At 37.5% G+C, this 22,186-nt stretch carries 27 protein-coding genes and 1 pseudogene; 18 read left to right on the forward strand and 10 right to left on the reverse strand.

Annotated elements, in window-relative coordinates:
- Positions 1 to 70 precede the first annotated feature (70 nt).
- Positions 71 to 895, forward strand: a pseudogene (gene spoVK, locus ML543_RS08955) (stage V sporulation protein K); the annotation flags it as partial.
- Positions 896 to 942: 47 nt separating this feature from the next.
- Here the strand turns inward: spoVK and ML543_RS08960 are convergent.
- The gene (locus tag ML543_RS08960; RefSeq protein WP_243386951.1) at positions 943 to 1,569 is read right to left on the reverse strand and encodes a trimeric intracellular cation channel family protein; all 627 of its coding nucleotides are present in this window, start codon (positions 1,567 to 1,569) and stop codon (positions 943 to 945) included.
- Positions 1,570 to 1,759: 190 nt separating this feature from the next.
- Between ML543_RS08960 and hflX the strand changes: the two genes are divergently transcribed.
- The 5 genes from hflX (at position 1,760) to glnA (ending at position 6,698) form a co-directional block, all read left to right on the forward strand.
- On the forward strand, positions 1,760 to 3,010 hold the full coding sequence (hflX, locus tag ML543_RS08965) for a GTPase HflX (protein ID WP_243387020.1): 1,251 nt from the start codon (positions 1,760 to 1,762) through the stop codon (positions 3,008 to 3,010).
- Positions 3,011 to 3,024: 14 nt separating this feature from the next.
- Complete coding sequence (locus ML543_RS08970) at positions 3,025 to 4,296, forward strand: methionine gamma-lyase family protein (protein WP_243386952.1); 1,272 nt, start codon at positions 3,025 to 3,027, stop codon at positions 4,294 to 4,296.
- 127 nt (positions 4,297 to 4,423) lie between these two features.
- Entirely contained in the window at positions 4,424 to 4,726 is a 303-nt protein-coding gene (locus ML543_RS08975) for a hypothetical protein (protein WP_243386953.1), read from the forward strand.
- 184 nt (positions 4,727 to 4,910) lie between these two features.
- Positions 4,911 to 5,303: a MerR family transcriptional regulator gene (locus tag ML543_RS08980; RefSeq protein ID WP_243386954.1), complete on the forward strand. Its 393-nt coding sequence runs from the start codon at positions 4,911 to 4,913 to the stop codon at positions 5,301 to 5,303.
- A gap of 60 nt (positions 5,304 to 5,363) precedes the next feature.
- A complete protein-coding gene (gene glnA, locus ML543_RS08985; protein ID WP_243386956.1) occupies positions 5,364 to 6,698 on the forward strand; it encodes a type I glutamate--ammonia ligase in 1,335 nt (444 codons plus the stop codon).
- Between the two features lie 133 nt (positions 6,699 to 6,831).
- Here the strand turns inward: glnA and ML543_RS08990 are convergent, their stop codons facing one another.
- Positions 6,832 to 7,467 carry an FMN-dependent NADH-azoreductase gene (locus tag ML543_RS08990; protein ID WP_243386958.1) on the reverse strand — a complete coding sequence of 212 codons (636 nt, stop codon included), beginning with the start codon at positions 7,465 to 7,467 and terminating at the stop codon, positions 6,832 to 6,834.
- Positions 7,468 to 8,103: 636 nt separating this feature from the next.
- A complete protein-coding gene (gene lexA, locus ML543_RS08995; RefSeq protein ID WP_243386960.1) occupies positions 8,104 to 8,727 on the reverse strand; it encodes a transcriptional repressor LexA in 624 nt (207 codons plus the stop codon).
- Positions 8,728 to 8,884: 157 nt separating this feature from the next.
- Between lexA and yneA the strand changes: the two genes are divergently transcribed.
- The 9 genes from yneA to ML543_RS09040 all read left to right on the forward strand — a co-directional run bounded on the left by yneA (position 8,885) and on the right by ML543_RS09040 (position 15,230).
- Positions 8,885 to 9,196 (forward strand): cell division suppressor protein YneA, encoded by a 312-nt coding sequence (yneA, locus tag ML543_RS09000; RefSeq protein ID WP_243386962.1) that lies wholly within the window; start codon positions 8,885 to 8,887, stop codon positions 9,194 to 9,196.
- Positions 9,197 to 9,215: 19 nt separating this feature from the next.
- A complete protein-coding gene (locus ML543_RS09005; RefSeq protein ID WP_243386964.1) occupies positions 9,216 to 9,881 on the forward strand; it encodes a YneB family resolvase-like protein in 666 nt (221 codons plus the stop codon).
- Positions 9,882 to 9,944: 63 nt separating this feature from the next.
- Positions 9,945 to 10,175, forward strand: coding sequence for a DUF896 domain-containing protein (locus tag ML543_RS09010; protein ID WP_243386966.1), 231 nt, complete (start codon positions 9,945 to 9,947; stop codon positions 10,173 to 10,175).
- 360 nt (positions 10,176 to 10,535) lie between these two features.
- Entirely contained in the window at positions 10,536 to 12,539 is a 2,004-nt protein-coding gene (gene tkt, locus ML543_RS09015) for a transketolase (RefSeq protein WP_341482354.1), read from the forward strand.
- Between the two features lie 98 nt (positions 12,540 to 12,637).
- Entirely contained in the window at positions 12,638 to 13,084 is a 447-nt protein-coding gene (gene sirA / locus ML543_RS09020) for a sporulation inhibitor of replication protein SirA (protein WP_243386970.1), read from the forward strand.
- Positions 13,085 to 13,172: 88 nt separating this feature from the next.
- Positions 13,173 to 13,391 carry a YneF family protein gene (locus ML543_RS09025; protein WP_243386972.1) on the forward strand — a complete coding sequence of 73 codons (219 nt, stop codon included), beginning with the start codon at positions 13,173 to 13,175 and terminating at the stop codon, positions 13,389 to 13,391.
- Positions 13,392 to 13,578: 187 nt separating this feature from the next.
- Positions 13,579 to 14,286, forward strand: coding sequence for a cytochrome c biogenesis protein CcdA (locus ML543_RS09030; RefSeq protein WP_243386974.1), 708 nt, complete (start codon positions 13,579 to 13,581; stop codon positions 14,284 to 14,286).
- 76 nt (positions 14,287 to 14,362) lie between these two features.
- Complete coding sequence (locus tag ML543_RS09035; protein WP_243386976.1) at positions 14,363 to 14,722, forward strand: response regulator; 360 nt, start codon at positions 14,363 to 14,365, stop codon at positions 14,720 to 14,722.
- A 34-nt stretch (positions 14,723 to 14,756) separates the two neighbouring features.
- Positions 14,757 to 15,230 carry a CcdC family protein gene (locus ML543_RS09040; RefSeq protein ID WP_243387021.1) on the forward strand — a complete coding sequence of 158 codons (474 nt, stop codon included), beginning with the start codon at positions 14,757 to 14,759 and terminating at the stop codon, positions 15,228 to 15,230.
- A 27-nt stretch (positions 15,231 to 15,257) separates the two neighbouring features.
- Here the strand turns inward: ML543_RS09040 and ML543_RS09045 are convergent, their stop codons facing one another.
- The 5 genes from ML543_RS09045 to ML543_RS09065 form a co-directional block, all read right to left on the reverse strand.
- The gene (locus ML543_RS09045) at positions 15,258 to 15,686 is read right to left on the reverse strand and encodes a DUF2621 domain-containing protein (protein WP_243386977.1); all 429 of its coding nucleotides are present in this window, start codon (positions 15,684 to 15,686) and stop codon (positions 15,258 to 15,260) included.
- 59 nt (positions 15,687 to 15,745) lie between these two features.
- The gene (locus ML543_RS09050; protein WP_243386979.1) at positions 15,746 to 15,955 is read right to left on the reverse strand and encodes a hypothetical protein; all 210 of its coding nucleotides are present in this window, start codon (positions 15,953 to 15,955) and stop codon (positions 15,746 to 15,748) included.
- Positions 15,956 to 16,111: 156 nt separating this feature from the next.
- Positions 16,112 to 16,267 (reverse strand): YflJ family protein, encoded by a 156-nt coding sequence (locus ML543_RS09055; protein ID WP_243386980.1) that lies wholly within the window; start codon positions 16,265 to 16,267, stop codon positions 16,112 to 16,114.
- A 411-nt stretch (positions 16,268 to 16,678) separates the two neighbouring features.
- Positions 16,679 to 17,065, reverse strand: a complete 387-nt coding sequence (locus ML543_RS09060; RefSeq protein ID WP_243386982.1) for an Hsp20/alpha crystallin family protein — start codon at positions 17,063 to 17,065, stop codon at positions 16,679 to 16,681.
- 193 nt (positions 17,066 to 17,258) lie between these two features.
- Positions 17,259 to 17,405 (reverse strand): small acid-soluble spore protein P, encoded by a 147-nt coding sequence (locus tag ML543_RS09065; protein ID WP_243387022.1) that lies wholly within the window; start codon positions 17,403 to 17,405, stop codon positions 17,259 to 17,261.
- Between the two features lie 117 nt (positions 17,406 to 17,522).
- Here ML543_RS09065 and ML543_RS09070 point away from each other — a divergent pair, with 117 nt between their 5' ends.
- Positions 17,523 to 17,783 carry a hypothetical protein gene (locus tag ML543_RS09070; RefSeq protein ID WP_243386984.1) on the forward strand — a complete coding sequence of 87 codons (261 nt, stop codon included), beginning with the start codon at positions 17,523 to 17,525 and terminating at the stop codon, positions 17,781 to 17,783.
- A 275-nt stretch (positions 17,784 to 18,058) separates the two neighbouring features.
- Here the strand turns inward: ML543_RS09070 and sspO are convergent, their stop codons facing one another.
- Positions 18,059 to 18,208, reverse strand: a complete 150-nt coding sequence (gene sspO / locus ML543_RS09075; protein ID WP_243386986.1) for a small acid-soluble spore protein O — start codon at positions 18,206 to 18,208, stop codon at positions 18,059 to 18,061.
- Positions 18,209 to 18,445: 237 nt separating this feature from the next.
- Between sspO and acnA the strand changes: the two genes are divergently transcribed.
- Entirely contained in the window at positions 18,446 to 21,172 is a 2,727-nt protein-coding gene (gene acnA, locus ML543_RS09080) for an aconitate hydratase AcnA (RefSeq protein WP_243387024.1), read from the forward strand.
- Positions 21,173 to 21,309: 137 nt separating this feature from the next.
- Positions 21,310 to 22,038 (forward strand): GntR family transcriptional regulator, encoded by a 729-nt coding sequence (locus ML543_RS09085; RefSeq protein ID WP_243386988.1) that lies wholly within the window; start codon positions 21,310 to 21,312, stop codon positions 22,036 to 22,038.
- A gap of 63 nt (positions 22,039 to 22,101) precedes the next feature.
- On the opposite strand, the gene ML543_RS17135 is transcribed toward ML543_RS09085, so the two are convergent.
- Positions 22,102 to 22,182, reverse strand: a complete 81-nt coding sequence (locus tag ML543_RS17135) for an IS3 family transposase (protein WP_419095365.1) — start codon at positions 22,180 to 22,182, stop codon at positions 22,102 to 22,104.
- Positions 22,183 to 22,186: the final 4 nt, after the last annotated feature.

Genomic DNA, 22,186 nt, shown 5'->3' on the forward strand with positions numbered 1-22,186 from the left:
ACAGTCGAGCGGCCCATCAGTTGTATCTTCAACGAAAACCTCTTCGTATGAATTGACCATACCGAAAGCGAAGTTAAAGCACGACATTTTGCTTCAAATTGAGGACGAAATGAGCTCGTTAGTCGGAATGGAAGAGATGAAAAAGATGATGAAAGAAATTTATGCATGGATATATGTGAACAAAAAGCGAGAAGAAACGGGGTTGAAGGCGGGGAAGCAAGCGCTGCATATGATGTTTAAAGGAAATCCGGGGACTGGTAAAACAACGATTGCTAGGTTAATAGGAAAGTTGTTTTACCAAATGAATGTTTTGTCAAAAGGTCATTTAATTGAGGCAGAACGAGCAGATTTAGTCGGTGAGTACATTGGACACACAGCGCAAAAAACGAGAGACTTAGTTAAGAAAGCACTTGGAGGGATTTTATTTATTGACGAGGCTTATTCACTTGCAAGAGGTGGAGAAAAAGACTTCGGAAAAGAAGCGATCGATACACTTGTTAAGCATATGGAAGATAAACAACATGATTTCGTCCTCATATTAGCAGGGTATCCACGGGAAATGGATCAATTTTTATCTTTAAACCCTGGATTAAAATCTAGATTTCCAATCGTGATGGATTTTCCAGACTATTCAGTGGAAGAATTAATGCAAATTGCCCTTCAAATGGTGAATGAACGTGAATATCAATTTAGTTATGATGCGAAAAGGAAGCTTCGGGAGCAACTTAATCGAGCGAAATCTGAAATGAGTCCCTCAAAGTTTTCGAACGGACGTTTTGTACGGAATATTATTGAAAAATCCATTCGTACACAAGCAATGCGCCTCGTTTTAACGGACCAATATCAAAAGGAAGATTTAGTGACAATAAAAAGTGAGGACTTAACGTTTTCCTAAGTGAAAGAGGCTTCTGCTCAGTCATGGGCAGAAGCCTTAAGTTTAGGTTATGAAACAACATCTTTTTTTCGATTGGAATATACGTTACGATTAGGTAATTTCCATTTGAACGTATAACTTAATACTCTTAAAATAACTATAATGGCAAATAGAGCATAAAGTTCTTCTGGGGTAGAGGCTACTTCAAATCCGATCAATAGTCCAGCACAAACTGCCCAAACGGCATAAATTTCTTCCCTCAACACGAGCGGCTTTCGTTGTGCAAGTAAATCTCGAATGATGCCTCCTCCGGTACCGGTTAAAACAGCTGCAACAACTGCAGCGCTGATGGGATGACCCATTTTTACTGCGTATAATGCACCTTGAATGGCAAAAGCGGAAAGTCCGATTGCATCGGTAAAGTTTCCCCATTTTCTCCAGTGACGTAAAATATTATTTGGAAACAAAAACACGAGCGTCATGGATGCTAATGCGATGTGAAATAACATGCTTTGATCCCATAAAGCAGAAATAGGGACACCAATTAACAAGTTTCGAATGGCTCCGCCACCAAAGGCTGTAACGATACCTAAAATATAAACACCGAAAATATCATATTCTTCTTCCATTGCGACGATAGCACCGCTTATGGCGAAGGCGATCGTCCCGATGATGTTAAATACTTCCCAAGTCATGCTGCAATCTCCTTCAAACGAATTCAAACTAACCTAAATGATTTTACCATCATTTTATATGTTTGTAATCGGATTTGATGCAATTTTTTTCTGTGAGAAACCTCATCATCTAGCCGTAAACACCTTTTTTTGATATGATATGTTTGTTTCTAAAAAGATGCTGAAAGAAGGAATTTAATTGAATAATCAAATGCAAGACGTGGAGCGTGTGATTCTAGTTGGATTACATCTCTCTCCAGTGAAAGAGGAACGTTTCCACTATTCAATGGAAGAACTTCGCTCCTTAACTCATACTGCAGGAGGGACGGTTGTATCGACAGTCGTACAAAAGCGTGATCGGAAAGAAGCTTCTACCTTTATAGGGAAAGGGAAAGTTCATGAGTTACAAGTGCTTGTAGATGAACAGGAAGCTACCACTGTCATCTTTAATGATGAACTAACGCCAAGTCAGCTCCGTAATTTAGCAAATGAATTGCAAGTAAAAGTAATCGATCGTACACAGTTAATCTTAGATATATTTGCCAAGCGAGCTCAATCAAGAGAAGGAAAGCTTCAAGTAGAGTTAGCACAGCTTGAATATTTATTGCCTCGACTAGCAGGACAAGGGTTAAACCTTTCTCGCCAAGGTGGAGGGATTGGGACGAGAGGGCCGGGGGAGACTCAGTTGGAAACCGATCGTCGCCACATTCGAAACCGTATTGATGATATTAAAAGGCAACTGTCGTCTATTGTTTCTCACCGGGAGCGCTATCGGGAAAGGCGCAAGCGAAATCAAGTGCCTCAATTAGCACTAGTCGGGTATACGAACGCGGGTAAATCGACATTGTTTAATCGGCTAACGAAGGCAGGTACGTTTGAAGAGAATTTGCTTTTTGCTACTTTAGATCCGCTTACAAGAAAAATGAAAATTCCATCTGGGTTAGAAGTTATTCTGACGGATACGGTTGGATTCATTCAAGACTTACCGACCACGTTGGTAGCTGCCTTTCGCTCTACGTTAGAAGAAGTTAAAGAAGCGGACTTAATATTACATATCGTCGATAGTTCAAATCCTGATTTTGAAGCACATGAAAAAACAGTATATGAACTACTTGGCGAACTAGATGTGAAAAATGTTCCAATGCTGACGGTTTATAATAAAAAAGATCAGCAACTAGTCGATTTTGTTCCCACTTCAAAAACACCTTCGATTCAAATTAGTGCTTTTCAGGAAACGGATATTGAGTTGTTAAAGCAAACAATAGAAAAACAATTAAAAGAATCGATGGTACCATATTCTCTATTACTTCCGGTGACAGAAGGGAAAGTAATGGCCCAATTAAAAAATGAATCCATTGTCGTCGAAGTTCTATTTGACGAACAAGAACAAAAATATCGGATGAAAGGCTACATGGCTAAACAGCATCCTTTGCAATCCGTCGTAAAAAACTATAATGATTAGAAAGGGACAGCAAGATGTATCAAAATTTAAAAAACGGTGATAAATTATCACCTATCGTTAAACGGGTAGAGGAAAAAATTCGTCCTGTACATCAAGAAATTGACCGACGTGTGGAAGCGAATCAATTTCGTGTATTAAAGAGCTTCCAAACGCATAAAGTGAGTGATAGTCATTTTATCCCTTCAACAGGATATGGGTATGATGACCATGGACGGGATACGTTAGAATCTATTTATGCGGATGTTTTTGGTGGAGAGGCTGCATTAGTTCGACCGCAAATTATTTCTGGCACTCACGCCATTTCAATCGCTCTCTTTGGGGTATTACGTCCGGGGGATGAATTGATTTACATAACGGGAAAACCTTATGATACATTAGAAGAAATTGTTGGTATTCGAGGAAACGGAGTGGGGTCGTTAAAAGAATTTGGAATCGGATACCAAACCGTTGAACTACAAGAAGATGGGTCTGTCAATTTTGAAGCTGTTAAACGAGCAATAACATCCAAAACGAAAATGATCGGTATTCAGCGTTCGAAAGGATATGCAACTCGTCCATCTTTTACAATTGAACAAATTAAAGAAATGATTGATTTCATTAAATCAATTCGACAAGATCTAGTCGTATTTGTTGACAATTGTTATGGGGAATTTGTAGAAGAATTAGAACCTTGTCATGTAGGAGCGGACTTGATGGCGGGATCGTTAATAAAAAATCCAGGAGGTGGCTTGGCTAAGACAGGCGGATACATTGTCGGAAAGAAAGAGCTTGTTGAAGCTTGTTCTTATCGCATGACATCCCCGGGGATTGGGAATGAAGCAGGTGCATCTTTATATAGCTTACTAGAAATGTATCAAGGCTTTTTCTTAAGTCCTCATGTCGTTGGTCAAGCGTTGAAAGGTGCCATCTTCACTTCCGCAATGCTTGAGGAAGTAGGATTCAATACGAATCCGCTCTGGAATACACCTCGTACGGACTTAATTCAATCCGTACAATTTGATAGTGCGGACATGATGATTGCTTTTTGTCAAGCTATTCAATTTGCTTCCCCAGTTAATTCGCATGTAACGCCTTATGCGAGTTATATGCCTGGCTATGAAGATGATGTTATTATGGCTGCAGGAACCTTCATTCAAGGAGCAAGTATAGAATTATCCGCTGACGGACCGATTCGCCCTCCATTTGTGGCATATGTACAAGGTGGATTAACGTATGAGCATGTCAAAATTGCCATTTGTCATGCATTAGATACATTAGTTGAAAAGAAGTTACTCTCACTTCCATAAAACAAAAGGATCGTTCTGCTAGTTATAGCGGACGATCCTTTTTATGTAAATAATTTTTGAATAGATTCAAATAATGTTATAATTTGGAATAAAATACATACTTTCTATTGAAATGGAGGGAAAAGTGATGGGAGTATTTAGTAGATGGTCTGTCATCACCACACTTGTTGCCATTATTTTCTATGTTGGGGCCACATTCACCACTCGTTTTGTGGAGATGTTTTTAGCTAGTTCGCTAATCATATATTTAATTTCGTTCGCTTTTAGTTTTTTTGCAGTACATAAATCCGAAAAGGGGAAGGTAAAACTTCTATCGTTTATTTCATTCTTCATTATCGGTGCTTATGTAGTGTTGATGAAACCATTTGAAGTTGTACGGCTGTTATTGTGGGCGAAGAATTTGCTGAATATAATGTTCATTACAAGATAACTTCGTTTAGTGGAAATAGAAATTGGGTAAATTGTTTGATGTGGCATAACATTCATAAATATTTCGATTATTCTATAAAGAACGAAAAAATCTATGTTAGATTTTCTTACATCATATTGACAGGATATATTACATTGAATATAATGAAAATAACTTAAGCAACTGAAAGAGGAGGGAAGAAACTGTGAGTGACGAAATTAGACGATCGATGCCACTTTTTCCGATTGGAATCGTAATGCAACTAACTGAACTTTCAGCTCGTCAAATACGCTATTATGAAGAACACGGCCTCGTTTCTCCCGCTCGAACTGAAGGTAATCGTCGATTGTTTTCATTCAATGATGTTGATAAATTGCTAGAAATAAAATCGTTGATTGAGAAAGGTGTAAACATGGCTGGTATAAAGCAATTGTTTGCTGTGAAAGAAGAAAATGCCATGGAACGAGTTGAAAAAGCACCGAAACAAGAGCTTTCCGATGCTGAACTCCGTAAGATGCTGAAAGAGGAACTGCTTCAAGCCGGTCGCTTTCAGCGGGCAACACTTCGACATGGGGATATGTCAAGGTTTTTCCATTAATTTCGTAAGCAATTAAAATTAAAATATATTTTTTTAGGAAATGGGGAGGAGTTTTAAAAGATGGCAAAGTATACTCGAGAAGATATTGTTCGCTTAGTTCAAGAAGAGAATGTAAAATTTATTCGTCTACAATTTACAGACATTTTAGGAACGATTAAAAATGTTGAGATTCCAGTCTCTCAATTAGAGAAGGCGCTTGACAATAAAATGATGTTTGACGGTTCTTCTATTGAAGGATTCGTACGCATTGAAGAGTCTGACATGTATTTATATCCAGATTTAGACACGTTTGTTATTTTCCCGTGGACAGCTGAGAAAGGGAAAGTGGCACGCTTAATCTGTGACATTTACAATCCTGATGGAACTCCGTTTGAAGGTGATCCACGCAACAACTTAAAGCGTGTGTTAAAAGAAATGGAAGAGTTAGGTTTTTCAAACTTTAACCTTGGAGCTGAGCCAGAGTTTTTCTTATTCAAATTAGATGAGAAGGGCGAACCAACTCTTGAGTTAAATGACAATGGTGGATACTTTGACTTAGCACCAACTGATTTAGGAGAAAACTGCCGTCGTGATATCGTATTAGAGCTTGAAGAAATGGGCTTTGAAATTGAAGCTTCTCACCACGAAGTTGCACCAGGTCAGCATGAAATTGACTTTAAATACGCAGATGCGCTACGAGCTTGTGACGACATTCAAACGTTTAAGCTTGTTGTTAAAACTATTGCGCGTAAGCACGGCTTACATGCTACGTTCATGCCAAAGCCATTGTTCGGAGTAAACGGTTCTGGAATGCACTGTAACTTATCTTTATTCCGTAACGGAGAAAATGCGTTTTTTGATCCGAATGGAGATTTACAATTATCTGAAACGGCGCGTCAATTCATTGCGGGTATTGTGAAGCATGCTCCAGGATTTACGGCTGTGACAAACCCGACTGTCAACTCTTATAAGCGTCTTGTACCAGGCTATGAAGCACCATGTTACGTTGCTTGGTCAGCACGAAACAGAAGTCCATTAATTCGTATCCCAGCATCTCGTGGTATGAGTACGCGCGTTGAAGTGCGTAGTGTTGACCCTGCTGCGAACCCATACTTAGCAATGGCGACTTTACTGGCTGCTGGCTTAGATGGAATTAAGAACAAGTTAACACCACCGAACCCGGTTGATCGCAACATTTACGTAATGACGAAAGAAGAGCGTTTAGAGAACGGCATCGTTGACTTACCATCAACACTTGCTGAAGCACTCGAAAACTTAAAGAAAGACGAAATTATCGTTAAATCTTTAGGTGAACACTTATTTGAGCACTTCATCGAAGCGAAGGAAATTGAGTGGGATATGTTCCGCACACAAGTACATCCTTGGGAGCGCGAGCAATACATCACGCAATACTAATACTAAAACCCCTTGACACGACTGGTGTTGAGGGGTTTTTATATGGTGGATGAAAACAATAAATTAAAAATTTGAAGAAATGCACCCACAGAACAACGAATTGATCATAAAAATGGTCTTTACTTTACAAACTTTAAAACGTTTTCGCAAGCAACTTCGCTTTGTTCACTGCTTTTTCTTTAATTTGTTCCGCCTTTTCTGGCATGGCAGCATGACCTTCTATGAAAAGTCCATCAAATGAAGGAACTCCGAAAAATTGCATGATAACGGATAAATGGCGATGACCGATTTCCATTTCTTTTGCTGGACCTTCTGAGTATATTCCGCCTCTTGATTGAATGTGCAGTGCCTTTTTATCTGTTAAAAGGCCAACTGGACCTTGCTCTGTATATTTAAAAGCTTTCCCCGCAACACTAATGGCATCAATATAGGCCTTCATTATAGGAGGAAACGAAAAATTCCACATTGGTGTTACAAAAACATATTTATCCGCAGTGACAAATTGGTCGCATAATTCACTCAATCGTCTGACTTTTGCTTGTTCGTCATTGGATAATTGATTGAATTCATGACCATTTTGTAGCTTCCCCCATCCGTTAAATACATCTAAATCAATGGAAGGAATTGGTTCTGAATACAAATCTAAATGGACAACATTGTCATTTGGATTTGACTTTTTGTAAGCCTCAATAAAAGTATGCCCAATAGCCATGCAATACGATTTAGTTTCATCATGTGGATGGGCAGTTACATATAATACAGTTCTCATAATTATTTACCTTCTTTCAAAAGAATTCCTCTATAGTGTGCGTTAATTTAATTAAAAGAAAAAGGGGATAGATGGGAATATATCGAAGGATTAATTAAATGTACAGAAAGTTGTAAAAAAGGAGAAAAATAATGTTATCATTTTTTCGACTGAAATGTGATATGTGTAAACGAAAAGGGAAGAGAGGATATAAGTATCAGAAAAATGATGGGAAAATCGTGAACGTTTGTGCTCAATGTGCGGAATATGCTGAAAGAAGAGCATGGATCAAAAAAGGTAAAGGGGGAAAGAGGTGACAATAAAGAGATTGAGTGAAAAGGTCATTAAGATATGATTTTTTTAAGCTCAACCGTTTTTTTTTGTTTTACAATTTTACTTCATGTGTATTTTCGTGAAAAGCACATGAAATAATTGGCAAAAGGCGGCGACTTCTACGAGACCAGCACGAGCCGAACACCTTGTAGACGAGCTTGCGAGTCGAGTATGAGATAATTGAATGAACCACTGTGAAAAGCGGACACGTCCTGTGCAAGTCCGGAAAGCTTCTGCCATTTTCGTTTTAGTATGTGCATGACAAAAAAATCTTTTATTTTCAAACAAAGAATGGGTGTCCCAGCTACTTTTGGGACACCCTCTTTAATGAATTGTACGATAAACTCCAACAACTTTTCCTAAAATGACGACATTGCTTAATATAATAGGCTCCATCGTGGAATTTTCTGGTTGAAGACGAATGTAGTCCTTTTCTTTAAAGAATCTTTTCACCGTCGCTTCTTCATCTTCAGTCATGGCAACGACAATGTCTCCGTTATTAGCAGTTTGCTGTTGGCGTACGATTACGTAGTCTCCATCCAATATTCCAGCCTCAATCATGCTATCGCCCATAATTTCAAGCATAAATACTTGATCATCGCTTGAAACAAAACGATCAGGTAAAGGGAAGTACTCCTCCACATTTTCGATAGCTGTAATTGGAAGTCCTGCGGTAACCTTTCCAATAACAGGGACATTGATTACATTACTTTTTGGAATGTGTGCGGATAAATCTTCTTCTAAAATTTCAATAGCACGAGGTTTAGTAGGGTCACGCCTAATCAATCCCTTTGATTCAAGCCTTGCTAAATGACCGTGAACAGTTGAACTAGATGCAAGACCTACTGCTTCCCCAATTTCTCGAACTGACGGTGGGTATCCTTTGGAACGAACTTCATCTTTAATAAAGTTTAATATTTCTTGTTGTCTTTTCGATAGTTTTGTCATATCTATGCACCCCAGCTCATTTCATTTACGGTAAGTATAGCATGATTTTCCTCTAAATACAAACATAAGTTCGAAATAACGTGTTGACTGAAACATTTGTTCGTATTATACTTAAATCAAGAAATGCGAACAAATGTTTTATTTGGAGGGGAAGAAAATGGAGAAGTTAACCTTTTCATACATTGTGAGCTTGTTTTTCGTTATGACACTAGGGGTGTTTGCCCTTATTTATACGGGAGAGAAAGAAGATTTATCAAACTTTGAAGAAGTTGTGATAAACAGTGGAGAAAGTATTTGGACCATCGCCGAAAAATACGAACAGAAATTCGGAATGGATAAAATAGAATTTGTACAATGGGTAGAGGAAAAAAACAACTTGCAAACTTTAGTTGTGAAACCAGGAGATAAAGTGGTTATTCCAGTGGAAAAAAATATGCGCTATAATGATCATTTGTTAGCAACTGAATAATGTAGTTAGGAAGATGAACGTGAAAGCAATCATTTATTGTCGTGTGAGCACGACAAAAGAACAACAAGAAACTTCTTTAAAAAGGCAAAAAGAAGAATTATTAAAGCTTGCGAATGAACAAGGAATGGAAGTTATAGAGGTGATAGAAGAACAAGCAAGTGGTTATGAAATTGAACGAGATGGAGTTTTCCAATTGCTAGATAGTATTAAAATGCATTCTGTTGAAGCCGTACTCATCCAAGATGAGACGAGGATTGGTAGAGGGAATGCGAAAATTGCACTCATTCATTGTTTGTTAAAAGAAGGTGTAAAGATCTTCACCGTTAGCCAGCAGGGGGAGCTTGAACTTTCTGAGGCAGATACAATGGTGTTAGAGATTGTTGGTATCGTAGAAGAATATCAACGAAAAATACATAATATGAAAATTAAAAGAGGCATGCGACGTGCCGTTGAGAATGGATATAATCCGAAGAAAAATTTAAAAAATCAGCATGTTCCTTCTGGGAAAGAAAAGATAGATGTTCCAATCGAAGAAATTATTCGTTTGCGAAATAATAAGTTAACATTTGCTGAAATTGCTGCTACTCTTCGTGGATTCGGATATGAAGTTTCAAAAGCAACTGTACATCGCAGATACAAGGAATACATGGAAGAGCAAGTTAAACATGACCCTTATTCAAATTAGTTGATTCTTTTCCTTTGATTTAGTACGATTAGAACGCATTATGAAAATAAGGAGAAGACAATCATGTTACCGAAAGAAAAGATTGATCGTATTAATGAACTTTCAAAAAAAGCCAAATCAGAAGGTTTAACAAATGAGGAGAAAATGGAACAACAAGCTTTACGGCAGGAGTATTTAAAAGCTTTTCGTTCCTCAATGAAAAATACACTTCAAAATGTAACAATTATTGACCCGGAAGGCAATGACGTTACGCCTGAAAAATTAAAGAAAGAAAAAAACGATCGCCTTCATTAAGGAATACAATTCAATCATTGTATTCCTTTAGGCGTTTAATGGTAAAAAATCCTTCAAATAAAGTCAAAACAAATTAAGCACCATGTTCATTTAACGGTGAAGGGATGGCTTACACACAAACTAACATGTATTCCTAAAGCAACCTATCCTATGTATTATGTACCATTCAATGAAAACGGTTGCTTCAACGATGTACATGACACCTAATCTTAAAAGTGAATTTATTCCAATCGTAAAGTCAGTGTGTAATGTCTAATCTACTAGGATAAAAAAAGAAAGGAATCAAAAAATAATTATAGGTTTCCATCAATCCCTATGATAAAATAATACGTACTTAAAATGAGAAAGGATGAAAAAACTGTGTCAAATTCCATTCAAGATTTAGCAATTAACACGATTCGTACTTTATCAATTGATGCAATTGAAAAAGCAAATTCTGGACACCCAGGAATGCCAATGGGAGCAGCACCTATGGCTTACACGCTATGGACAAAATACATGAATCATAATCCAGAAAATCCGAATTGGTTCAACCGTGATCGATTTGTATTATCAGCTGGACACGGTTCAATGTTACTTTATAGCTTATTACACTTATCTGGCTATGACGTTTCTATGGATGACTTAAAATCTTTCCGTCAATGGGGAAGTAAGACACCTGGACACCCAGAATATGGTCATACTCCTGGTGTAGATGCGACAACGGGTCCATTAGGTCAAGGTATTGCTATGGCTGTAGGTATGGCAATGGCTGAGCGTCATTTAGCATCTACATATAATAAGGATTCTTATAATGTAGTTGATCACTTCACATTTGCGATTTGTGGTGACGGTGACTTAATGGAAGGTATTTCAGCTGAAGCAGCTTCTTTAGCAGGTCATTTAAAATTAGGTCGCTTAGTTGTTTTATATGATTCAAACGATATTTCATTAGATGGAGATTTACACAAATCATTCTCTGAAGATGTTCAAAAACGATTTGAATCCATGAACTGGCAAGTTCTTCGTGTTGAAGATGGAAATAATATTGAAGAGATTGCAAAAGCAATTGAAGAAGCAAAACAAGATGTCGAACGTCCGACCTTAATCGAGGTTCGTACGACAATTGGATATGGCTCTCCAAATCGTGCTGGAACTTCAAGTGTTCACGGTGCACCACTTGGTCAAGAGGAATTGCAATTAACGAAACAATCCTACGCTTGGGATTTTGAAAATGATTTCCACGTTCCTGAAGAAGTTTATGCTCATTTCGCTCAAGCTGTGAAAGAAGCTGGACAACAAAAAGAGAACGAGTGGAACGATTTATTCGCACGTTATGAAGCGGAGTATCCTGAGTTAGCTGCCGAATTAAAGCTAGCGATGTCTGGTGACTTACCTGCGAATTGGGATGAAGCAATGCCAACATATGAGACAGGTTCATCTTTAGCTTCTCGTGCATCTTCTGGTGAGATGATTAATGCAATTGCGAAAAATATCCCATTCTTCTTCGGAGGTTCTGCGGACTTAGCAGGATCAAATAAGACGACAATTAAAGGTGCAGGTGATTTTGCTTCATCGGATTACACAGGTCGCAATATTTGGTTTGGTGTTCGTGAATTTGCTATGGGAGCAGCATTAAATGGTATGGCACTACATGGTGGATTACGTGTATTCGGTGGTACGTTCTTCGTATTCTCTGATTATTTACGTCCTGCTATTCGCTTAGCTGCGTTAATGAAGTTACCTGTGACTTACGTCTTTACACATGATAGTATTGCTGTTGGGGAAGATGGCCCGACACATGAGCCAGTTGAACAACTAGCTTCTTTACGTGCGATGCCTAATTTATCTGTCATTCGACCTGCAGATGGAAATGAGACGAAAGAGGCATGGAGACAAGCGTTATTATCAACTGAAACTCCGACAGCTCTTGTGCTTACGCGTCAAAACTTAGATACATTGCCGTTATCTGCTGAACGAGCAAAAGAGGGTGTTGAGAAAGGAGCTTACGTCGTATCTCCATCTCAAGCGAGTGAGCAAGATGCTATTTTATTAGCTTCTGGTTCAGAAGTTGCGTTAGCAGTAAAAGCACAACAGCAGCTTGCAGAAGAAGGAATTCACGTATCTGTTGTTAGTATGCCTTCATGGGATCGTTTCGAAAAGCAGCCAGCTTCTTATAAAGAAGAAGTTTTACCTAAGGCAGTGAAAAAACGATTAGCAATCGAAATGGCTTCTTCACTTGGTTGGGAGCGCTATGTAGGAGATGAAGGTGACATTTTAGCGATTGATACATTTGGTGCATCTGCTCCTGCGGCGAAAATTTTATCTGAGTATGGCTTTACAGTAGAAAACGTTGTCGCAAAAGTAAAAGCTTTATTAGGCTAATATTCGACAAAATTAGTGCCTCATTTTACCACCAACAGACAAACCTCTTCATTCTTATAGGCTATAATGTATGAAAAGGTTTGAACGGAGTTGGTGTTATGAGGCACTTTTATCTCTACTTAATAAAAGAGGAATTTGCGAGTCATTACTTCGGTCGTGAGTTCAAGTTGTTTCAGCTTTTTCAAGATTTTTTATGGACGAGCCGTGATGACGAACGTTATGATACGTTAAAACAGCAAGTTGAATATGTCTCAAAGCAAATACCCGTTGATTATTTAGATGAATTAATCAGTCTGTATTTAAATCATCAATATAATTATCAGCATATTGCGCCGTTGCATCGAATTCACTTACGAAGCAATCGTGGAAAAGCAAGTTTAATCTTAAAGCCACGAAATGTTGAAATTACAGCAACCGGGAGTTTCGAATCGGAAACTGTTTTTTTTGAAATATTACGGAAGTTTGATCCTTGCTTCTTAGCAATGGATTTTCAACACGAACAATATGGATGGCTAAACCCGATTAAAGAAAGAAAATTTGTCTAAATAGGCAAAAATTGCAGTCAAAATGTTGTATATTCTCGAATGGTTTAGTACACTGTATGGTAGACAACATGAAGGAGGATATTTTTGAATGGAACTTTGGTTAGCGATTTTATTAATCGTTCTAGCGCTAATCGGTGGCGTAGCGTTAGGGTTCTTTATTGCGAGACGATATATGATGTCTTACTTAAAGAAAAATCCACCAATCAATGAGCAAATGCTTAAAATGATGATGATGCAAATGGGTATGAAACCATCGCAAAAGAAGATCAATCAAATGATGAAAGCGATGAATAACCAACTAAAGTAATAATATCGATTTTAATCGATTGGAAGACACGCTATATAGTTGCGTGTCTTCTTCATTTTTATTCATTTTAATTAGCAAATGTGTATTTCTCATTTTTCACACAACTTTGTCAAAAATCTGTCATGAGATAAAATGACATTTTTTTATTAAGTATTGTTACAATAGTAAAGATGAAAGGAGTGTCATTATGGATGATTTAAATATCTTTTTAGCATTTGGAGCAGGCTTTCTATCATTTATTTCTCCATGTTGTTTACCGTTGTATCCAGCGTTTTTATCCTACATAACGGGCGTATCAGTCAATGAAATAAAGACAGACCAAGCAATGCTGCAACGGAGAAGTTTATTACATACATTGTTCTTTCTAATTGGGTTTTCAGTCATTTTTATTGCCATAGGGTTTGGAACGTCATTTATCGGACAGTTATTTCTGGATTATCAAGATTTAATTCGACAAATTGGAGCAATATTAATTATCTTCTTTGGTTTTGTTGTGTTAGGTGTATTTACACCGGATGTACTTATGAAAGAGAAACGGTTTCAATTTAAGAACCGTCCTGCAGGATATTTAGGCTCCAGTTTAATCGGAATGGCCTTTGCAGCTGGATGGACGCCTTGTACAGGACCAATTTTGGCTTCAGTCATTTTATTAGCAGCCTCTAATCCAGGTTCAGGAATGATCTATATGATCGCTTATACACTAGGGTTCTCGATTCCATTCTTTTTACTGTCCTTTTTCATTGGGAAAATGAATTGGATTAAAAGGAATAATGTTAAGATAATGAAAATTGGTGGCGTCATTATGATTATCATGGGGCTCTTTTTATTTTTCGATTTGTTAACGAGGATTATCGTATTCTTTACAAATATTTTTGGTGGATTTACAGGATTTTAGCACAAATTTTACCACTTTCCATCATATATTCAGTATAATAATGCTAGATGACCTGTGACCGTGGGGAGGTAAAAATGTGCCAAACGTTTTAATTGTTGATGATACAAAATTTTTACGAGAAACGTTGAAAGAAATATTTATAAAAGCAGGCTTTGTCGTCATAGGAGAAGCAGATAATGGAGTAAAAGCCGTTCTTATGTATAAAGAATTACGCCCTGATTTAGTTACGATGGATATTACAATGCCGGAGATGAACGGAATAGAAGCTGTCAAACGTATAAAGGAGTTTGATTCAAGTGCGAAAATCATTATGTGTTCGGCGATGGGGCAACAAAAGATGGTAGTAGAAGCAATTGAATCAGGTGCAAAAGATTTTATTACTAAGCCATTTGACGAAGCGAGGGTATTAGAGGCGGTCAAACATGTGTTACAATAAGTGTAGTACTTTGTTTATAGTAAAGGATTGATGCATCATGATGATTGCGTATACAATTTTGGGGCTTGTAATGGGATTAATCGTTATTTTCATTCGATCGAAAGCTGCGAAAAAACCTGCAACTGTAAAGAAGATTATCTTGCCACCTATTTTTATGAGTACAGGGGCGTTAATGTATATTTTTCCTGTATTTAGAATTACCCCTTTAGAAATTGTGGAAGCGTTAGCAGTAGGTTTTATCTTTTCAATATTTTTGATTAAAACCTCTCACTTTGAACGTCGTGGTGAGCACATCTATTTAAAGAGATCGAAAGCATTTCCCATTATCTTAATCAGTTTATTAGTCATACGAATTATTTTAAAAGGGGTTTTAAGTGCATCGATTGATTTTGGAGAATTAAGCGGAATGTTTTGGATGTTAGCATTTGGGATGATAGTACCATGGAGAATTGCGATGTATCTTAAGTTTAAAAAAATTCAGCAAGAAATGGTTATACATAGTACGTAAAAAAAGGCGCTGTTTTAGCGCCTTTTTTTAATCGAACAGTGTTTGATACGAAGAATAATCAATATTTTTTTCTTTCAAACGTTTTATGAGGAATTTATGGTCACGTTTAGGAGTAGCTAGGATATATCCTCTGATAACCAAATCTTGAGAAATTGAATCCGCTTGTTCCTTTAGTGCAATTTCACCAATTTTCCCCGCAATCTTTTGACGAGCAACATCACGAAAAAGCTCAGGGACAGGCTCTACTAAATCTTCAAGTAATTCCTTCTGTTCCGAAGGCCATAAATGCTTCGTCTGCTTTATGTAATAGTCCTGCCAATCTAGTTCGGATTTTCCGTCCTCTTTTGGAAGGCGTTTTAAAAACTTACGGAACATGAAGAATCCTCCGATTCCAAGCATGACTACTAAGAAAACCACCCATAATAGGATGAACCATAAAAACCAACCTGATAACATCTTTTAACACCTCTGACTTAAAACTCCTACCTTATTATACACAACGATGAAAAATACGGCTATGGGTTTACAGATTCTTGTGAGTTAATGAGTTCGTTAACCGCAATTCGCACTGCTTCAATTTTATCCTCGTGTCTTCCAATAGACATAAAATCACCTAATTCTGCAAACACCTCAAACTCATGGTCATCAATGTATATTGTAAATTTAATGTTTCCTGACTCTGTCGGATAAATCATTAATTCATAAAGTGGGACGTGATTGTTCATGAGAGGTACCCCCATTCTCGGATAATCAGAAAATCTATTCCTAGTGAAATCTTATCACATCGTATGAAAAGGATGCTACATTTGGATCTTTTTTTGTCATCCAACAGACAAATTTTATTAATTATTTAAATAAACTATGTTCCAAATGAACAATAACTAAGGTGTTTCTTTTTTCGCTACTAATTCAAAATATAAATTTCGAAGAACATACGTTTTGTATAGCTCAAGTTTTCGCAATTCTTCCGGATGCTTTGTAATTCCTGCATCTTTTAAATGTTTAATATACCATCCTTTGGATCCAAAATACGCCAAACGAAGCACCTCCTAATTGACTAAAACTTTATTTAATATATGCAACAATGCTTGGTGAAGATTCTTTTTATTAAATAAAACTATGTTCTAAATGAACAATTTAATATCCCTTCTACCCAGAAAAGAGCGAAATCATGTATGATTATTAGAAGAAATAGGTTGAAACTTCAAACAAGTCCTTGCATACAATGGTTAGAAAAAACAAAAAGTCCAAACAGAAGAAGGGGAAAACATGAGAAAATTTTATTGCACGAACTGTATGAGGATCTTGGAGGAGAGTCAATCGTGTAAATGGTGTGGAAACTGTGACATTAAAGTAATTGAGATTACAATACAAACGAATCATAAAAAAGACAAATAAAAATAATCAGGTATTCACCTGATTAGAAAGAAAGATATACATTGCCATCATTATATTTCAAGAGCAATAATTTTTGAAGAACGCTCTTCAATACCTTCTTTATAGACAATGATTTCTAAAATCGATTGATTATTTTGAACTTCAATGTGTTTGTTTTCAATAAAAAACGGTAGTTCAATTGTTCGTTCCTTTGGATTTTGATCACTTTCATATGAGACAAAAATGGTGACGGTATTATTATTTAATTCCAAAACAATCTTTTGTATCGGTTGTTTTGTCAAGTATGCTTCAACAATATACGAAGAGCTTGTTTCGAATAAATCTACTCGAAACGTATATTCATCTAAAAAGTTTGTGAACGGATCTCGCAAAAATTGATTCATCCATTCTTCAATTCCATTAAGGTCACAAGGGTTTGAAGATTTTTTGTTTCCCACGAATAAAACCTCCAGTTGAATTCAAACTTAACATTATATGTATTCAACAAAAAGTTAATTGTTCCTCACTCTTTCAAAAATGATGCATGAAACTAATAATCTTCAACTAGGTGATTAAGATTATTAGGCTTAAGTCAATTATACGAAAAAAGGTGCCTCTTTTTAGGTTTAGAAAAAGAGGCACCTTTTGTTGTTACATATCGTGACTTTTATTATGCTTTTGACGGGTATGATTTTGGTTTTTAACTTTTTTAGAACCATCTAGCGGTTCTGGTTGCCCACTGTGTTCCCCTTTTGCAGCATTTTTTCTCATATCTTTTTGATCATTCTTGTTCATAATACGCCTCCTTTCACTGATATCCTTTCTCTACATTGATAAAACATACAAACATTTGATGAATAAATGGGAAGGGTTTTCAGCAAACTACATAAGAAAACGGTGAAAGGAGAAAAAAATATGCCTTACAATAAAAATAAACAACAAGCGTTTCAAGCGGCTGAACAGGGAATGAAACAAGTAACAGATGCGTATTTGCAAGTTGAAAAAAATTCGGCATCTTATGGGTCGCAATTGAAACATTTAAAACAAGAAGTGAATGAAGCATACGAGCAAATTCAAAATGCCTTAGAAGTAGCTTCTGAAAATGAACGAGAACGATTGCAACAATTTGAAGGGGACTTGGCCCAAATTGTATATGAAGTTAATAACGACGAGTAGAAAACGGCTACCTGTCGTTTTTTACTTTCTAAATAGGATCGAGCTTTATGATAAGTAAAAAATAGCTCATTTCTTCACTTGCTTTAGAATGGAAGAAACAGGGCAGTTATCTTTAGAGGGCATTAGCCGAAAGACTTCGCAGAAGAGCTTGAAAGATGACGGAGATACTAAAGGAGGTAATCGTTCGTAGACAGATTTTTCAATACCACCGAAATGAACCATAATATACTTTATGAGAAAGAGGCTGAACTCATTAGACAGCCTCGATTTAACATTTACTGATTTTTCTTTCGTTTTTTATTGTTTTGTCGCTGTTCTTCAGTTAAAGGTTCATTTTGAAGTTCTTCGTTATAACCAGCGCCTACCCCTTGGGCTTTAGCGCTGTTCATTCCTTCACGTATGTGGTTGGCTCTTCTTTTTGCCATATTTCTCACCTCCAGTACTAGTGTTTGCAATGTAAAAGGATCAATACATTTGATGGGAATGTTAAATTTTATGATTTTGAAAAAATAAGAATATTTGAATGTATAAGCGGAACTTATATAAATTGATAACGGTATTGTTATTTACTTATTGCGAAAAGTATATTAAGATTGAATTGTGCGAATTTTTAGGGGGACAATCGACAGTTGTCGACCTTAGTAAAAGGGGGAGAAAACGACATGACACAGCAACAGTTAACGAAAAATGACGTTTTCCAAGCGAGAAAATCTTTTGAACTGAATGGTAAAACGTATCACTATTATTCATTAAAAGCATTGGAAGAAGCAGGATTAGGAGACGTATCTCGTTTGCCTTATTCCATTAAGGTGCTTCTTGAGTCCGTTTTACGTCAAGTAGACGGTCGTGTAATCAAAAAGGAACATGTAGAAAACTTAGCGAAATGGGGAACGAAGGATGTAAAAGACTTAGATGTTCCGTTTAAGCCTTCGCGAGTTATTTTACAAGACTTCACAGGTGTTCCAGCGGTCGTAGATTTAGCATCTTTACGAAAAGCAATGGCTGACATGGGTGGAGATCCAGATAAGATTAATCCAGAAATTCCAGTGGATCTTGTTATTGACCACTCTGTACAAGTTGATCGTGCAGGAACTGACGACGCTCTACAATTTAACATGGATTTAGAATTTGAGCGTAATGCAGAACGCTATAAATTTTTAAGCTGGGCGCAAAAATCATTTGATAATTATCGTGCAGTTCCACCGGCAACGGGAATTGTACACCAAGTAAACTTAGAATACTTAGCAAATGTAGTACATACAATCGAATCTGACAACGGAGAATTTGAAGCGTTTCCTGATACATTAGTTGGAACGGATTCTCATACGACGATGATTAACGGTATCGGTGTTTTAGGATGGGGTGTCGGAGGAATTGAAGCAGAAGCAGGAATGCTTGGACAGCCATCTTACTTCCCAGTACCAGAAGTAATCGGGGTTAAATTAGTAGGCGAACTGCCTAACGGAACGACTGCTACTGATTTAGCGTTAAAAGTAACACAAGTACTTCGTCAAAAAGGGGTAGTAGGAAAGTTTGTTGAATTCTTCGGACCTGGCGTATCGAAGCTACCTTTAGCAGATCGCGCTACAATTGCAAATATGGCACCAGAATATGGAGCTACATGTGGATTCTTCCCAGTTGATGGTGAGTCCATTGAATATTTACGTTTAACAGGCCGTGATGAAGACCATGTACAAGCTGTGGAAGCATATTGCAAAGAAAACAGCTTGTTCTATACGCCTGATTTAGAAGATCCATCTTTCACAGATGTTGTGGAAATTGATCTTTCTCAAATTGAGGCCAACTTATCTGGTCCGAAACGTCCACAAGATTTAATCCCATTATCGATGATGAAAGATGAGTTTCATAAAGCCTTAGCGGCTCCTGCTGGTAACCAAGGCTTCGGTTTAGAGCCGACGGAAGTAAATAAAGAAGTGACTGTTACGTTTAATAGTGGTGAGAAGACTACTATGAAAACAGGATCGGTAGCGATTGCGGCTATTACGAGCTGTACAAATACGTCAAACCCTTATGTTCTTGTTGGAGCAGGTTTAGTCGCGAAAAAAGCAGTGGAAAAAGGACTGGAAGTACCGAAGTACGTGAAAACATCTCTAGCACCTGGATCAAAAGTTGTAACAGGTTACTTGAAAAATTCAGGCTTACTTCCGTACCTAGAGCAATTAGGATTTAACTTAGTTGGTTATGGTTGTACGACATGTATTGGAAACTCTGGACCATTAGCTGATGAAATTGAAAAAGCAATTGCTGAAAATGACCTACTTGTTACGTCCGTATTGTCTGGTAACCGTAACTTCGAAGGTCGTATTCACCCACTTGTAAAAGGTAATTACTTAGCGTCTCCACCACTTGTTGTGGCATATGCTCTTGCGGGAACGGTCGACATCGATTTATTAAATGATCCAATTGGTAAAGACAAGGATGGAAAAGACGTATTCTTTAACGATATTTGGCCATCCATGGATGAAATTAAAGAAGTAGTAAAAGAAACTGTTACTCCTGAACTATTCCGTGAGGAGTATGAGCGCGTGTTCGATGACAATGCTCGTTGGAATGAGATTGAAACGACAGATGATGCTCTGTATAAATGGGATGATGATTCCACTTACATTCAAAACCCTCCATTCTTTGAAGGGTTATCAGCAGAGCCTGGAAAGGTAGAACCATTAAAAGGGCTTCGAGTTGTTGGTAAGTTCGGAGATTCAGTTACTACAGACCATATTTCTCCTGCAGGCGCAATCGGAAAAGACACACCAGCTGGACAATATTTACAATCAAAAGGCGTATCACCAAGAGAGTTTAACTCTTATGGATCTCGCCGTGGAAACCATGAAGTAATGATGCGTGGAACGTTTGCAAACATCCGTATACGCAATCAAATCGCACCTGGTACAGAAGGTGGATACACGACTTACTGGCCAACGGATGAAGTAATGTCCATTTATGATGCATGTATGAGATATAAGAATGACGGTGTAGGTCTAGCCGTTTTAGCAGGTAAAGATTACGGAATGGGAAGTTCTCGTGACTGGGCAGCAAAAGGAACGAATCTTCTCGGAATTAAGACGGTCATTGCTGAAAGCTTTGAGCGTATTCACCGTTCAAACCTTGTGTTAATGGGTGTACTACCTCTTCAATTTAAACAAGGGGAAAATGCTGAAGTGCTTGGCCTGACAGGTAAAGAAGCGATTGAGGTAGAAATTGATGAGAATGTCAAACCTCGCGATTATGTAAAAGTAACGGCTACTGATGAAGCAGGGAACAAAAAAGAGTTTGAAGTACTGGTTCGTTTCGATAGTGAAGTAGAGATTGATTATTATCGTCACGGTGGAATTCTGCAAATGGTACTTCGCGACAAATTAAAAGCGTAATAGCTTTTACGAAGAAGCGGTCTAAGGCCGCTTCTTTTTTATCTCATACAATCATAATGCAAGGCTTTACTCTATATGTTATGATTAATTTCGAATTGATTATGATGTATTCACCTGTTGGGAAAGGAGGGAGACATTTGAGTAAAATTGAAACAAACAGTCCAACCCCATTGTATCAGCAAGTAAAAGAAATCATCGCTAATCGCATTCAAAAGAAGTATTGGGTTCCAGGAGATTTAATTCCAACTGAGCAACAGTTGATCGAAGAATTTAATGTGAGTCGAACGACTATCCGACAAGCCGTATCAGCCCTAGTTCAAGAAGGGCTGCTAGAGAAAAAGCAAGGAAAGGGAACAATCGTCAAATCACAGCGGTTAACAGGCACGTTAGGAAGACTAACAGGATTTGCTGAAGAAGTGATGGAAAAAGGGTTACGCCCCCATTCAAAGCTACTAAGAGCGGAATTTCGTAAAGATTTATTCTTTGAAAAAGGAAAACTAAAAGTTGCAGATGATGAGGAAATCTTAATGATTGAACGGGTTCGGTTCGCTGATGAAGAACCCATTGCCATCGAGAAATCCTTTTGGCCAAAGGAAATAGGAAACATTCTGATGAAATACGATTTAAATGGTGCCATCTATTATCAAATTTTAGAGGAACATGGGGTATACCTAGTGAAAGCTAACGAAAAAATCCGAGCTGTGAATGCTACCATTCCGGAGGCTGATTACTTAGGAACTGCCAGTGGTGCGGCGTTACTTGAAATGACTCGTCATTCATTTGGTGTCAATGATCAACCAATCGAATATACTTGTACGAAATATCGTTCTGACCGTTATCATTATGATATCGATCTTCATCGATAATAAAGAGAAGGTTGGTATGAATGAAGTGACCCCTGTCAAGTAGACAGGAATAAAAAAGCACATTTAAGCAACCTGAGTCCTATATTCATAAGGACTCAGGTTGTTTAATTTTTTTTGAAACCGTTGGTGGTTATAAAAACGGATATAT

The sequence above is a fragment of the Bacillus kexueae genome (assembly GCF_022809095.1).
Taxonomy (GTDB): domain Bacteria; phylum Bacillota; class Bacilli; order Bacillales; family Aeribacillaceae; genus Bacillus_BZ; species Bacillus_BZ kexueae.

What these genes read in the sequence shown, in the direction of transcription:
- ML543_RS08960 (WP_243386951.1), bottom strand. Translation starts at nt 1,569, where the DNA reads ATGACTTGGGAAGTATTTAACATCATCGGGACGATCGCCTTCGCCATA.
- hflX (WP_243387020.1), top strand. Translation starts at nt 1,760, where the DNA reads ATGCAAGACGTGGAGCGTGTGATTCTAGTTGGATTACATCTCTCTCCA.
- ML543_RS08970 (WP_243386952.1), top strand. Translation starts at nt 3,025, where the DNA reads ATGTATCAAAATTTAAAAAACGGTGATAAATTATCACCTATCGTTAAA.
- ML543_RS08975 (WP_243386953.1), top strand. Translation starts at nt 4,424, where the DNA reads ATGGGAGTATTTAGTAGATGGTCTGTCATCACCACACTTGTTGCCATT.
- glnA (WP_243386956.1), top strand. Translation starts at nt 5,364, where the DNA reads ATGGCAAAGTATACTCGAGAAGATATTGTTCGCTTAGTTCAAGAAGAG.
- ML543_RS08990 (WP_243386958.1), bottom strand. Translation starts at nt 7,467, where the DNA reads ATGAGAACTGTATTATATGTAACTGCCCATCCACATGATGAAACTAAA.
- lexA (WP_243386960.1), bottom strand. Translation starts at nt 8,727, where the DNA reads ATGACAAAACTATCGAAAAGACAACAAGAAATATTAAACTTTATTAAA.
- yneA (WP_243386962.1), top strand. Translation starts at nt 8,885, where the DNA reads ATGGAGAAGTTAACCTTTTCATACATTGTGAGCTTGTTTTTCGTTATG.
- ML543_RS09010 (WP_243386966.1), top strand. Translation starts at nt 9,945, where the DNA reads ATGTTACCGAAAGAAAAGATTGATCGTATTAATGAACTTTCAAAAAAA.
- sirA (WP_243386970.1), top strand. Translation starts at nt 12,638, where the DNA reads ATGAGGCACTTTTATCTCTACTTAATAAAAGAGGAATTTGCGAGTCAT.
- ML543_RS09025 (WP_243386972.1), top strand. Translation starts at nt 13,173, where the DNA reads ATGGAACTTTGGTTAGCGATTTTATTAATCGTTCTAGCGCTAATCGGT.
- ML543_RS09030 (WP_243386974.1), top strand. Translation starts at nt 13,579, where the DNA reads ATGGATGATTTAAATATCTTTTTAGCATTTGGAGCAGGCTTTCTATCA.
- ML543_RS09045 (WP_243386977.1), bottom strand. Translation starts at nt 15,686, where the DNA reads ATGTTATCAGGTTGGTTTTTATGGTTCATCCTATTATGGGTGGTTTTC.
- ML543_RS09050 (WP_243386979.1), bottom strand. Translation starts at nt 15,955, where the DNA reads ATGAACAATCACGTCCCACTTTATGAATTAATGATTTATCCGACAGAG.
- ML543_RS09070 (WP_243386984.1), top strand. Translation starts at nt 17,523, where the DNA reads ATGCCTTACAATAAAAATAAACAACAAGCGTTTCAAGCGGCTGAACAG.
- sspO (WP_243386986.1), bottom strand. Translation starts at nt 18,208, where the DNA reads ATGGCAAAAAGAAGAGCCAACCACATACGTGAAGGAATGAACAGCGCT.
- acnA (WP_243387024.1), top strand. Translation starts at nt 18,446, where the DNA reads ATGACACAGCAACAGTTAACGAAAAATGACGTTTTCCAAGCGAGAAAA.